Origin of the sequence: Yoonia sp. (assembly GCF_046498525.1) — a bacterium.
Lineage (GTDB): Bacteria > Pseudomonadota > Alphaproteobacteria > Rhodobacterales > Rhodobacteraceae > Yoonia.
This window is the reverse complement of the sequence record NZ_JAWOAN010000233.1, coordinates 1-11,279: the sequence shown is the minus strand read 5'-3', so window position 1 is coordinate 11,279 and position 11,279 is coordinate 1. Positions and strand designations below refer to the sequence as shown.

Below are 11,279 nucleotides of genomic sequence, written 5' to 3'. Positions count from 1 at the left end.
TGCCGTATTCACAATCAAAGAAAAACCGTGCTTTAACCACTCTTCACTACACATATGCTCCGTCGGATAGCTGTTCGAGTTTGTAAGCGGGGTATGAAACGTCAAAATATCACATTCCAGAAGTTCTTTTTCTGAAGATGATTCAAAATCGTCGTCAATTTTGGCTTTAGGTGGATCATAAAGCACGGTTTGAACACCCAGTTTCTTCAGGTATCCGGCAACTCGTCCTCCCGTATTTCCACACCCGACAATTCCTACTTTGTTTGATGACAGATCCACACCACGTTCAGCTGCCCATTTATAAAGGGCAGTTATCACATATTCGGCAACGGCGTTGGCGTTACATCCTTCCGATCGTGCGAAAGTAACACCCATCTCATTCAGGTAATTAACATCTACATGGTCAAAACCCGCAGTCGCCGATCCGATGAATGCCAGTTTACCGGGTTCAGGCAGTGTTTGCTCATTAATTTTGGTTACGGTTCTGATCAGCAGGGCGTCATAACGTTTTGCATTTTCCGGAAACCCATCATCAGGATCGTATAGCTCAAGATCCGCATCTGCCGGAATCAATTCTCTGAGCTTATATAAATATTTATCTGCAAGTACCTTCATAGCCTCTGTTTCATTTTAAAAAAACGATGGAGCCCATCTGATCTGTTCAAACATGTTACGTGCACTTTTCATTATCTTCAACCACAAGCTGTAATGAATAATTTTAGAAATAACGTTTCATGTCATCATCGTTTAATACCGTCTCCATCATCAGAAAAAAGAGGGAGAGTGAATCACTGAGCAGTGAAGAGATCTCATACCTGATTGACTCCTACACACAGGGCGATATTCCCGACTACCAGATGAGCGCTTTTTTGATGGCGGCTTTTCTGAACGGACTCAATACTGAGGAGGCCGCAGCATTAACGAGCTCAATGCTGCACAGCGGCATCATTGTGGACCTGAGCCATGTGCCAGGGTTAAAGGTAGATAAACACTCTACCGGCGGTGTGGGCGATAAGCTCTCCCTGATACTGGCGCCCATTGTGGCAGCATGCGGCGTTCCGGTTCCCATGATTTCGGGCCGGGGCCTTGGCCATACAGGAGGCACACTGGATAAACTCGAATCGATTCCCGGTTTTACCGTTGACATATCACTCGAGAGATATAAAGAAATCCTTGAAAAGCAGAACCTGGTACTTGCGGGCCAGACCAGCGAAATTGCTCCCGCCGATAAAAAACTGTACGCACTAAGGGATGTCACGGCCACCGTAGAGTCTATACCCCTTATTGCGGGCAGTATTATGAGTAAAAAGCTGGCTGAGGGGATTGATGCCCTCGTTCTGGATGTGAAATTTGGGTCCGGAGCTTTTATGAAAAACCAGCAGGACGCCATTTAGAGAATCAAACTGGGAGTTATGCTGGCACGGGATCATTTGGTTAAGGAAGAGTTGTTTCGACACCGGTATAATAGAGATATGCAAAGAATACGCCGAACCTGAATGGTATATCGACATCTGGCTGACCATCGTCTGGGTCTGTTTCCTGCTGGTCTTTCTTGGCACGATCTTTACCCGCCGGGAAAAGCACATCTATGTCGCCAACTGGTTCCTGCTCAGCTTCATCGTCACCATCGCGATGCTGCATGTCGTCAACAATCTGGCGGTGCCCGTGTCGATCTGGGGCAGCAAATCCGTGCAGCTGTTTTCCGGCGTGCAGGATGCGATGACACAGTGGTGGTATGGCCACAACGCGGTTGGGTTCTTCCTGACCTCGGGGTTCCTTGGGATGATGTACTATTTCGTGCCCAAACAGGCAGGCCGTCCGGTTTACAGCTATAAACTGTCCATCGTGCACTTCTGGGCGCTGACGTTCCTTTATATCTGGGCCGGTCCGCACCACTTGCATTACACCGCCCTGCCTGACTGGGCCTCGACCCTTGGGATGGTGTTTTCGATCATCCTGTGGATGCCCAGCTGGGGCGGCATGATCAACGGCCTGATGACGCTGCAAGGCGCATGGGACAAGCTGCGCACCGATCCGATCATCCGGATGATGGTGATCAGCCTTGCCTTCTACGGCATGTCCACCTTCGAAGGCCCGATGATGTCGATCCGTGCGGTCAACAGCCTGTCACACTACACAGACTGGACCATCGGTCACGTGCATTCCGGCGCACTTGGCTGGAACGGCATGATCACATTCTCGGCGCTATACTTCCTGACACCTAAACTTTGGGGGCGTGCGCAGATGTATTCTATGTCCGCGATCAACTGGCACTTCTGGTTGGCTACAATCGGCATCATCCTCTACGCGGCCTCGATGTGGGTCACAGGGATCATGGAAGGCCTGATGTGGCGCGAAGTCGATGCAAACGGGTTCCTTGTGAACAGCTTTGCCGACACCGTTTCCGCGAAATTCCCGATGTATGTGGTCCGTGGCCTCGGCGGGGTTCTGTACCTCTCAGGCGCACTGATCATGGTCTGGAACATGTTCATGACCATCCGTGGCGGGGCGAAAGTCCATGCACCGGTTGGCGTGCCAGCAGAATAAGGAGGGCTGAGAAATGTCTGATACAACTCCAAACGACGGACCAGCCAAAGGTTTCCTTTCCAAACACGCGATCCTCGAACGCAGCCCTACCTTGCTACTTGTTTCCTCCCTCTTGGTGGTAACTGTGGGCGGGATCGTGGAAATCGCACCTCTCTTCTGGCTCGAAAACACGATTGAAGAGGTAGAGGGGGTGCGACCCTATTCCCCGCTCGAACTGGCGGGGCGCGATGTCTACGTCCGCGAAGGTTGCTATGTGTGCCACAGCCAGATGATCCGCCCGATGCGGGACGAGGTCGAACGCTATGGGCATTACTCACTGGCAGCGGAATCCATGTACGACCACCCGTTCCAGTGGGGCTCCAAGCGGACGGGGCCGGACCTTGCCCGCGTGGGCGGAAAATACTCTGACGCATGGCACCTTGATCACCTGATCGCGCCACGCTCGGTCGTGCCGGAATCGATCATGCCGGGCTATGCATACCTGCTCGATGTGCCGGTCAACGCAGAGTATACCGCCGACCTTGTGGCCACCCACAGCTTTCTCGGCGTGCCATATACCGAGGAAATGATCGCAGTGGCCGCGGCGGACGTCTTGGCGCAGGTCGACCCTGACACTGATGCCTACGACGATCTGCTGGAACGCTATCCAGGCGCACAAATCCGCAACTTTGATGGGGAACCGGGCGTGTCCGAAATGGACGCCTTGATCGCTTATCTGCAAATGCTGGGGACAACGGTCGACTTCTCGACCTTTACTCCAGATGCAAGCCGCTAGGAGGATCTGATAATGGAAAACGCTTCCCTGTTGTCCCAAATGGCAGATAACTGGATGCTTCTGGCGATGTTCACGCTGTTCGTGGGGGCCATTCTTTGGGCCCTGCGTCCGGGCAGTCGTGAGGTTCACAAGGAATCCGCCAGCATCCCTTTTCGTAACGAGGACCACCCCGGTTCTTCCCAGACTGAGGAGCCGAAATCATGAGCAGCAATGATCAAAAAGACATCGATGAAGTCACAGGCACCGACACAACGGGTCATTCGTGGGACGGGATCAAGGAACTCAACAACCCCTTGCCGCGCTGGTGGCTGTGGACCTTCTATATTACCATCATCTGGGCACTAGCCTATACGATCGCCTATCCGGCATGGCCCATGGTCAGCAAGGCGACGACCGGTTTGCTGGGCTATTCGACACGTGCCGAAGTGGCACAAAACATCGCCCAGTTTGAAGAGGCCAACGCCGAGATTTCGGCGCAACTCGCCTCTGCCGACCTCAACGTTTTGAACGAAAACCCGGAACTGATGCGCTATGCGAGTTCAGCGGGTGCTGCGGTTTTCCGCAACAACTGTTCACAGTGCCACGGTTCTGGCGCGGCTGGTTTCACGGGTTACCCCAACCTTCTGGATGATGATTGGCTGTGGGGCGGTGATTTTGAAAACATCGAATACACTGTGCGTCACGGCATCCGCAATGAAGAAGACTGGGATGCGCGTTACTCCGAGATGATTGCCTACGACGATATCTTCAGCAATGAAGAGGTGGATCAGGTCGTCCAGTATGTGCGGCTGATTTCTGGTCAGGAGCATGACGCGGCGCAGGCTGAGGCGGGAACTGAATTGTTCCTCGACAACTGCGCGGCCTGTCATGGTGACAATGGCATGGGCAACCGTGATCTTGGTGCGCCAAACCTTGCCGATGCGATCTGGCTCTACGGTGGTGATCTGGAAACTCTGGAAGAGACTGTGCGCTATGCCCGCTTTGGCGTCATGCCGCCGTGGGGTTCACGTTTGACAGAAGCAGAGGTTAAAGCCGTGACAGCCTATGTCCACCAACTTGGTGGTGGAGAATAAGAATCACGGGTCCCGGATCATCTGTTCGCGCATAGATCTGCGGGCCGAGTGAAGGGAAGGGCGTCTGCGAAAGCAGGCGCCCTTTTCTGTTACGCTAGGATTTCCGGTGCAGAAACTTTCAGCAAACCCGAGGCTGGATACCAATCAGGCCTGTTGCGCGAGCCGTGCCTCCAGTACATCGAACGGCACACCCGGTTCGTCCTTGGCGCCGCGAATGACCAGTGACGTTTTCACCGAAGCGACATTTTCGGCGCTGGTCAGTTCTTCGGTCAGGAACCGTTGAAATGTCCGCAAGTCAGGTGCCACGCATTTGAGGATGAAATCCACCTCGCCATTCAGCATGTGACATTCGCGTACCAATGGCCAACTCTGGCAGCGGCCTTCAAAGGCGCTGAGGTCTGCCTCGGCCTGGCTGACCAATCCCACCATGGCAAAGACCTGCACCTCGAAACCCAGTTCGCGGGAATTGACGTCGGCGTGATAACCCTGAATAAACCCCTGTTCCTCCAGCGTTCGCACCCGGCGCAGGCACGGCGGTGCAGAGATTCCGACCCGTTTGGCCAACTCGACGTTGGTCATGCGACCGTCCGCCTGAAGCTCTGCCAGAATCATACGGTCGATTTCGTCTAGTTTGGTTCCCGGCATCGGATATTCCCTGATATTTTTGCAAATACTACGCATGGGTGGGGCGTTGCGCAAGATTATTTCAAGTCTCCGCAATAAATGATCGCAGAGAATCTGCTGCTTGTTGGCCTTTTATCATCGCCCGTGGCCCGCTATATCGAAGTGAGATAAAGAAAATGAGGCTACCATGACCGACACGCGACATATTAAGGTTTTGATCATTGGTTCAGGCCCGGCGGGCTACACCGCCGGCGTCTATGCATCGCGCGCGATGCTGGAGCCGGTCTTGATTCAGGGCATCGAGCCGGGTGGCCAGCTGACCACAACGACCGAGGTTGAAAACTGGCCCGGTGATACCGAGGTGCAGGGCCCCGAACTGATGGTGCGGATGGAAGCTCACGCCCGGGCGATGGGCTGCGAGATCGTGAGCGATATCGTCACGGCGCTGGATTTGCAGAACCGACCGTTTACGGCAACCTGTGACAGCGGTGCGGTTTATACGGCCGATGCCGTGATCCTGTGCACCGGTGCGCGCGCGAAATGGCTGGGTCTGCCGTCGGAAGACAAGTTCAAAGGATTCGGCGTCAGCGCCTGTGCGACCTGCGATGGGTTCTTTTATCGCGGTCAGGAAATCATTGTCGTGGGCGGTGGCAACACAGCCGTGGAAGAGGCGCTGTTTCTGACCAATTTTGCCTCAAAGGTCACTTTGGTACACCGCAGAAATGAGTTGCGCGCAGAAAAGATTCTGCAGGACCGCCTCTTCAAGAACCCCAAGGTCGAGACGCTCTGGTTCCACGAGATCGAAGAAGTCTATGGGGCGGACAGTCCGCTGGGTGTCGAAGGCGTGCGCGTGAAAAACACAAAGACAGGTGAACTGACTGAGATCCCGGCCAAGGGTGTCTTTGTTGCAATCGGTCATGCTCCGGCCAACGAACTGGTCAAAGATCAGCTAGAGACGCACAACGGCGGCTATGTGAAGGTTGCCCCCGGCACGACAAAGACGGCAATTCCCGGTGTATTTGCCGCAGGTGACCTGACAGATCATGTTTACCGTCAGGCTGTGACCTCTGCTGGAATGGGTTGCATGGCAGCACTCGATGCCGAGAAATACATCGCCGAGATGGAAGATATCGAGGCGGGTGTCGCTGCCGAGTAAGCATACGCGTAAATATAACATGATGCCCTGTCCTTTCGGGAGGTAAGGTTTCGTCTGGCGGCCCGTTGGCGGGCTGTCGTTCCTGAATTGTCTGCAAGAAAGCACAGACGACCGACGATGTTGGGCAGAAGCACAACCATGGTCTTTTTGCCTTTGATCGCTAGACAATCCCGTTGCGTCAGGTCTATCCCCTGCGCAACTGACCCGCTGCATATTTGAGAAAAACATGTCACAGGACCTGGCGCCGATCCCCGAACTCTACGTCTCTTACGAGAGCGCCCGGAAGATGAAGCTGGAGGCCGCAGAGCTGACCAGCCACGATCTGACGCCACGCCAGATTTGTGATCTGGAACTGCTGATGAATGGTGGGTTCAACCCGCTCAAAGGGTTTTTGTCGCAGGCAGACTACGAAAGCGTTGTGGATACGATGCGCCTTGCAGATGGCAGGTTGTGGCCAATGCCGATCACGTTGGACATGTCTGAAGGTTTTGCCGAAACCGTGGAGCTTGGTCAGGATATCGCATTGCGTGATCAGGAAGGCGTGATTTTGGCGACGATGACTGTCACCGACAAATGGAAGCCCAACAAGGCCTATGAAGCAAAGCAGGTTTTTGGGGCCGATGATAGCGCGCACCCTGCGGTCAATTACTTGCACAATACCGCCGGTGCGGTCTATCTGGGTGGTCCGGTAACAGGTATCCAGCAACCGGTACATTACGACTTTCGCGGGCGCCGAGACACACCAAACGAGTTGCGTGCTTATTTTCGCAAGCTTGGCTGGCGCAAAGTCGTCGCCTTCCAAACCCGCAACCCGCTGCATCGCGCCCATCAGGAACTGACCTTCCGCGCCGCGAAGGAGGTGCAGGCCAACCTGCTGATCCATCCTGTCGTGGGTATGACCAAACCGGGGGATATCGATCACTTTACCCGCGTGCGCTGTTACGAGGCGGTACTGGATCAATACCCATCTTCCACCACGGCGATGTCCCTGTTGAACCTTGCCATGCGAATGGCGGGCCCGCGAGAGGCGGTCTGGCACGGTCTGATCCGCAAGAACCATGGCTGCACGCATTTCATCGTTGGTCGCGACCATGCCGGTCCGGGCAAGAATTCTGCAGGCGTGGATTTCTACGGCCCCTATGACGCGCAAGACCTGTTCCGCGAGCATCAAGGCGAGATGGGCATCGAGATGGTCGATTTCAAACACATGGTCTTTGTGCAAGACCGCGCCCAGTACGAACCCGCCGACGAAATCCACGACAAGGACGATGTGACGATCCTGAATATTTCAGGCACTGAACTGCGTCGCCGCTTGTCCGAAGGGTTGGAAATCCCCGAATGGTTCTCTTTTCCTGCCGTGGTCGAGGAACTGCGCAAGACGCGCCCGCCACGGGCCGAGCAGGGGTTCACCGTGTTCTTCACCGGCTTTTCGGGATCAGGCAAATCCACTGTGGCCAACGCGCTGATGGTCAAGCTGATGGAAATGGGCGGGCGTCCCGTGACGCTGCTTGACGGGGATATCGTACGCAAGAACCTGTCGTCCGAACTGGGCTTCAGCAAGGAGCACCGCGATCTGAATATCCGGCGGATCGGCTATGTCGCATCCGAGATCACCAAGAACGGTGGCATTGCGATCTGTGCGCCTATAGCGCCCTATGCAGCCACCCGTCGGGCCGTGCGCGAAGATGTGGAACAGTTTGGCGCATTCATCGAGGTGCATGTCGCAACCTCTATCGAAGAATGCGAACGCCGCGACCGCAAGGGCCTGTATAAGCTGGCGCGCGCAGGCAAGATCAAGGAATTCACGGGGATTTCAGATCCCTATGATGTGCCCGAAAAACCGGAACTGCGATTAGAAACCGAAAGCGTGCCGGTTGATAACTGTGCGCATCAGGTGATTTTGAAACTGGAAAGCCTCGGGCTGATCAAGGCGTAAGGTGGATCAAGATCCACCTTGCCTGATCAATGCACTGTCACCGGATGCATATTGTTTTCGCGTGCCAAATGGAAGGCCAGTTTCCGGTCTGCGACAAGTGCCAGTTGTTCACCTTCGGCATTGTGGACGGCAAACAACTCTTGCAGATCGCCGACCTTGTCACGCATCTCTTCAGGAAGCTCCGTGACAAGGATAGGCTTCACATAGACGATATCCTGGCCCAGTTTTTCGAGGTCAAATTTGGTATCCATAACTTATCCTTTCTTGATGTTGATAGTTTGGACAACGCGCTCGGGGACGGCGCGGGTAAGGTCGACATGCAGCAATCCGTTTTCCATGACCGCCTCGCCGACGTCGACACCATCAGCAAGCACGAATGACCGCTGGAACTGGCGGGCGGCGATGCCGCGATGCAGGAACACCCTGCCTTCGCTATCGTCGCTCTGGCGACCGCGGATCACCAGCGCGCTGTCTTCGACCGTAATCGCCAGATGGTCTTCGGCAAAACCTGCGACAGCCAGCGTAATACGATAGGAATTCTGAGAGGTCTGTTCGATATTATAAGGGGGGTACCCCTCATTCCCGCTTTTCGCGGTGCGTTCAACCAACCGTTCAAGCTGCTCGAACCCCAAAAGGAACGGATGCGTCCCCAAAGCCAGTTTTGTCATACGACATGCCCTTTTTCTTAAGCGACTGTCAGGTTTTGGCCCCGTTAGCGGCGACCGTTATTGAAAATATGGGTGTGGACGGCGCATTGATCAAGAGGAAGTATTAGGTTCTTGGCAGGTTAACGTTGTAGGATAACGCAGTATGCTGCATCTGGATTACCTGTCGATGAACACATCTGCCAAAATGGAACAAGACGAGGTTCTTCGGGTCAAGCTCGAGGTGCTGCGCCGCGAACACCGCGATCTGGACGAGGCAATCGAGGCTCTTCATACGCGTGGTTCGTCCGATATGTTGACGATCAAACGGCTCAAGAAGCAGAAACTCGCTTTGAAAGACCGGATCGCCCAACTCGAAGACCGGATCTTACCCGATATCATTGCTTGATTATCTGCGCCTTGGGCATTGCCGCGCGGCCTTGCTTGGCTATAGTGCCGCTTCATTTTGAAGGTGGGACAGCATTATGACCAAACCCCTTGTCGGTATCATTATGGGTAGCCAATCTGACTGGCCCACGATGCGCGAAGCTGCTGGTGTGCTGGATGAACTGGACGTGACCTATGAGAGCAAGATTGTATCAGCCCACCGCACACCTGACCGGCTTTGGGAATATGGCAAAACGGCCGTTGACCGTGGTCTGCAGGTCATTATCGCAGGCGCGGGTGGTGCGGCGCATCTGCCCGGCATGATGGCGTCGAAGACACGCGTTCCAGTGATTGGTGTGCCGGTTCAAACCAACGCGCTTTCGGGTGTCGACAGTCTTTATTCGATCCTGCAGATGCCCCGCGGCTATCCTGTCGCGACGATGGCGATCGGGGCGGCAGGGGCCAAAAACGGCGGTTTGATGGCTGCTGGCATCCTTGCGTTGCAAGACCCTGGCCTTGCCGCGCGTCTGGACGATTGGCGCAGCGCGCTCAGTGCCTCAATACCGGATGAACCAAGCGATGACTAAGCCTTTGCCCGTCGGGGCCACGATCGGAATCTTGGGGGGCGGCCAGTTGGGGCGGATGCTGTCTGTTGCTGCCGCCCGCCTTGGTCTGAAAACACACATCTTTGAACCGGGTGCAAATGCTCCAGCCGGGGATGTGGCACATCGTGTGACGACCGCCCGCTATGAGGATGCAGACGCCCTCTGGGCGTTTGGTCAGGCCGTCGATGTCATCACTTACGAGTTTGAGAACATCCCGACCAGCGCGCTTGATCTGCTCGAAACGCTCGCCCCCATCCATCCGGGCCGGCGGGCACTCGCCACCAGTCAGGATCGTCTGACTGAAAAGACATTCTTGCAAGAACTGGGCTTGCACACAGCGCCATTCGCAGATGTCTTGAATGCGAGTGACCTTGAGGTGGCTCTTGCAGCGATCGGGGCACCCGCCATCTTGAAAACCCGCCGTTTGGGGTATGATGGCAAAGGGCAAGCGCGGATCATGACACCTGCCGATGCCGATCAGGCCCTTGCCGATATGTCCGGATCACCCGCCATTCTGGAAGGCTTCGTAAACTTCAGCCATGAAGTCTCCGTCATCGGCGCACGGGGCCCCAACGGTGACGTGGCCTGCTATGACCCGGGCGAAAACCTGCATGAGTCAGGCATATTGCGCACGACAACAGTACCCGCGAAGCTGACAGCCAGCCAAAGAACCGATGCCGTGCTGATCGCTGCGCGTATCCTGAATGCGCTGGATTATGTGGGTGTGATGGGGGTCGAGCTTTTCGTGACGCCACAAGGCCTGATCGTCAACGAAATTGCCCCTCGCGTACATAACTCGGGCCATTGGACACAGAATGGCTGCACGATTTGCCAGTTTGAACAGCATATTCGCGCGGTAGCAGGCTGGCCGCTCGGGGCTGGCACGCGACACTCAGATGTTGTGATGGAAAACCTGATTGGCGACGATATTGATCGCGTTCCTGCGCTTGCCGAAACCGATGCGGCAATTCATCTCTACGGCAAGGCCGAGGTCAAGGCAGGACGCAAGATGGGGCACGTCAATCGGGTAACAGGGCCTGCTTTCTAGCCCAAACATCACCTTCTTATGTTTCCAAATACCTCCGCCGGAGGCATCAAGTTCCTGTAAGGAACGCAGATCAGTCAGTCCCGAATATAATTCCCGTCAGGCTCAGACTGCGATCAAAGACACCGTCCCGTAGAAACGTAAGAACCTCTTCGATCACCAGCGGGTTGTTCATCATGAAAGTGTGGGTGACAGGTAAGACCAGATGGTCCCGCATCCCTTCCAGACGGGTTGATGCGACGGACACCTTACCATCATCGGGGCCCTCGATAAGGGCAGAATAGACGGGGTTCAGTGTCCGGTTTCCTGCAATGATCCCGATCTCGTAAGGCAGGTTTTTCAACGTGTTTGGCAGGCTATTCTTTTGCGTGCCCAGTTCCAGTCCTGCCGGTCCGTTGACCCATTGGAAGGGTTCAAAATCACCAAAGATATCGACAAGTTCCGACCCTCCGTTGGGCGGTCCGAGCATGACAACGCGCCCCATCTG

General features: G+C 55.1%; 13 protein-coding genes and 2 pseudogenes. 10 read left to right on the top strand and 5 right to left on the bottom strand.

The window, feature by feature from the left end; genetic code table 11:
- Positions 1-615, bottom strand: a 615-nt coding sequence (locus R6T97_RS14240) for an NAD(P)-dependent oxidoreductase (protein WP_410349956.1), incomplete at its 3' end; no start/stop codon positions are given.
- 119 nt (positions 616-734) lie between these two features.
- Here R6T97_RS14240 and R6T97_RS14235 point away from each other — a divergent pair.
- The 5 genes and pseudogenes from R6T97_RS14235 (at position 735) to ccoP (ending at position 4,395) form a co-directional block, all read left to right on the top strand.
- Positions 735-1,394 (top strand): thymidine phosphorylase, encoded by a 660-nt coding sequence (locus R6T97_RS14235; protein WP_410349955.1) that lies wholly within the window; start codon positions 735-737, stop codon positions 1,392-1,394.
- Between the two features lie 82 nt (positions 1,395-1,476).
- A pseudogene (gene ccoN, locus R6T97_RS14230) lies at positions 1,477-2,547 on the top strand (cytochrome-c oxidase, cbb3-type subunit I); the annotation flags it as partial.
- A gap of 13 nt (positions 2,548-2,560) precedes the next feature.
- A complete protein-coding gene (ccoO, locus tag R6T97_RS14225; RefSeq protein ID WP_410349954.1) occupies positions 2,561-3,322 on the top strand; it encodes a cytochrome-c oxidase, cbb3-type subunit II in 762 nt (253 codons plus the stop codon).
- Positions 3,323-3,334: 12 nt separating this feature from the next.
- Entirely contained in the window at positions 3,335-3,526 is a 192-nt protein-coding gene (locus tag R6T97_RS14220; protein WP_410349953.1) for a cbb3-type cytochrome c oxidase subunit 3, read from the top strand.
- Entirely contained in the window at positions 3,523-4,395 is an 873-nt protein-coding gene (gene ccoP, locus R6T97_RS14215) for a cytochrome-c oxidase, cbb3-type subunit III (protein WP_410349952.1), read from the top strand. The genes R6T97_RS14220 and ccoP overlap by 4 nt, the downstream gene beginning before the upstream one ends.
- Positions 4,396-4,539: 144 nt before the next feature.
- Here ccoP and R6T97_RS14210 read toward each other — a convergent pair whose 3' ends face one another.
- Positions 4,540-5,040: an Lrp/AsnC family transcriptional regulator gene (locus R6T97_RS14210; protein ID WP_410349951.1), complete on the bottom strand. Its 501-nt coding sequence runs from the start codon at positions 5,038-5,040 to the stop codon at positions 4,540-4,542.
- A 166-nt stretch (positions 5,041-5,206) separates the two neighbouring features.
- Here R6T97_RS14210 and trxB point away from each other — a divergent pair, with 166 nt between their 5' ends.
- Both trxB and R6T97_RS14200 read left to right on the top strand, forming a co-directional pair.
- Positions 5,207-6,175 (top strand): thioredoxin-disulfide reductase, encoded by a 969-nt coding sequence (gene trxB, locus R6T97_RS14205; RefSeq protein WP_410349950.1) that lies wholly within the window; start codon positions 5,207-5,209, stop codon positions 6,173-6,175.
- 226 nt (positions 6,176-6,401) lie between these two features.
- A complete protein-coding gene (locus R6T97_RS14200; RefSeq protein WP_410349949.1) occupies positions 6,402-8,111 on the top strand; it encodes a bifunctional sulfate adenylyltransferase/adenylylsulfate kinase in 1,710 nt (569 codons plus the stop codon).
- Between the two features lie 26 nt (positions 8,112-8,137).
- Here R6T97_RS14200 and R6T97_RS14195 read toward each other — a convergent pair whose 3' ends face one another.
- Together R6T97_RS14195 and R6T97_RS14190 are read right to left on the bottom strand one after the other, a co-directional pair.
- Complete coding sequence (locus R6T97_RS14195) at positions 8,138-8,362, bottom strand: DUF1150 family protein (RefSeq protein WP_410349948.1); 225 nt, start codon at positions 8,360-8,362, stop codon at positions 8,138-8,140.
- A gap of 3 nt (positions 8,363-8,365) precedes the next feature.
- Positions 8,366-8,779 (bottom strand): Hsp20 family protein, encoded by a 414-nt coding sequence (locus R6T97_RS14190; protein WP_410349947.1) that lies wholly within the window; start codon positions 8,777-8,779, stop codon positions 8,366-8,368.
- Between the two features lie 166 nt (positions 8,780-8,945).
- Here R6T97_RS14190 and R6T97_RS14185 point away from each other — a divergent pair, with 166 nt between their 5' ends.
- The 3 genes from R6T97_RS14185 (at position 8,946) to R6T97_RS14175 (ending at position 10,795) form a co-directional block, all read left to right on the top strand.
- Complete coding sequence (locus R6T97_RS14185) at positions 8,946-9,164, top strand: YdcH family protein (protein WP_410349957.1); 219 nt, start codon at positions 8,946-8,948, stop codon at positions 9,162-9,164.
- Positions 9,165-9,240: 76 nt separating this feature from the next.
- Complete coding sequence (gene purE / locus R6T97_RS14180; protein WP_410349946.1) at positions 9,241-9,729, top strand: 5-(carboxyamino)imidazole ribonucleotide mutase; 489 nt, start codon at positions 9,241-9,243, stop codon at positions 9,727-9,729.
- Positions 9,722-10,795, top strand: coding sequence for a 5-(carboxyamino)imidazole ribonucleotide synthase (locus R6T97_RS14175; protein WP_410349945.1), 1,074 nt, complete (start codon positions 9,722-9,724; stop codon positions 10,793-10,795). The genes purE and R6T97_RS14175 overlap by 8 nt, the downstream gene beginning before the upstream one ends.
- Positions 10,796-10,865: 70 nt before the next feature.
- On the opposite strand, the pseudogene R6T97_RS14170 reads toward R6T97_RS14175, so the two are convergent.
- A pseudogene (locus tag R6T97_RS14170) lies at positions 10,866-11,279 on the bottom strand (alpha/beta hydrolase); the annotation flags it as partial.

Coding starts and splice junctions, on each gene's coding strand:
- R6T97_RS14175 (WP_410349945.1), top strand. CDS start 9,722: ATGACTAAGCCTTTGCCCGTCGGGGCCACGATCGGAATCTTGGGGGGC.
- R6T97_RS14210 (WP_410349951.1), bottom strand. CDS start 5,040: ATGCCGGGAACCAAACTAGACGAAATCGACCGTATGATTCTGGCAGAG.
- purE (WP_410349946.1), top strand. CDS start 9,241: ATGACCAAACCCCTTGTCGGTATCATTATGGGTAGCCAATCTGACTGG.
- R6T97_RS14190 (WP_410349947.1), bottom strand. CDS start 8,779: ATGACAAAACTGGCTTTGGGGACGCATCCGTTCCTTTTGGGGTTCGAG.
- ccoP (WP_410349952.1), top strand. CDS start 3,523: ATGAGCAGCAATGATCAAAAAGACATCGATGAAGTCACAGGCACCGAC.
- R6T97_RS14235 (WP_410349955.1), top strand. CDS start 735: ATGTCATCATCGTTTAATACCGTCTCCATCATCAGAAAAAAGAGGGAG.
- R6T97_RS14195 (WP_410349948.1), bottom strand. CDS start 8,362: ATGGATACCAAATTTGACCTCGAAAAACTGGGCCAGGATATCGTCTAT.
- ccoO (WP_410349954.1), top strand. CDS start 2,561: ATGTCTGATACAACTCCAAACGACGGACCAGCCAAAGGTTTCCTTTCC.
- R6T97_RS14220 (WP_410349953.1), top strand. CDS start 3,335: ATGGAAAACGCTTCCCTGTTGTCCCAAATGGCAGATAACTGGATGCTT.
- R6T97_RS14185 (WP_410349957.1), top strand. CDS start 8,946: ATGAACACATCTGCCAAAATGGAACAAGACGAGGTTCTTCGGGTCAAG.
- trxB (WP_410349950.1), top strand. CDS start 5,207: ATGACCGACACGCGACATATTAAGGTTTTGATCATTGGTTCAGGCCCG.
- R6T97_RS14200 (WP_410349949.1), top strand. CDS start 6,402: ATGTCACAGGACCTGGCGCCGATCCCCGAACTCTACGTCTCTTACGAG.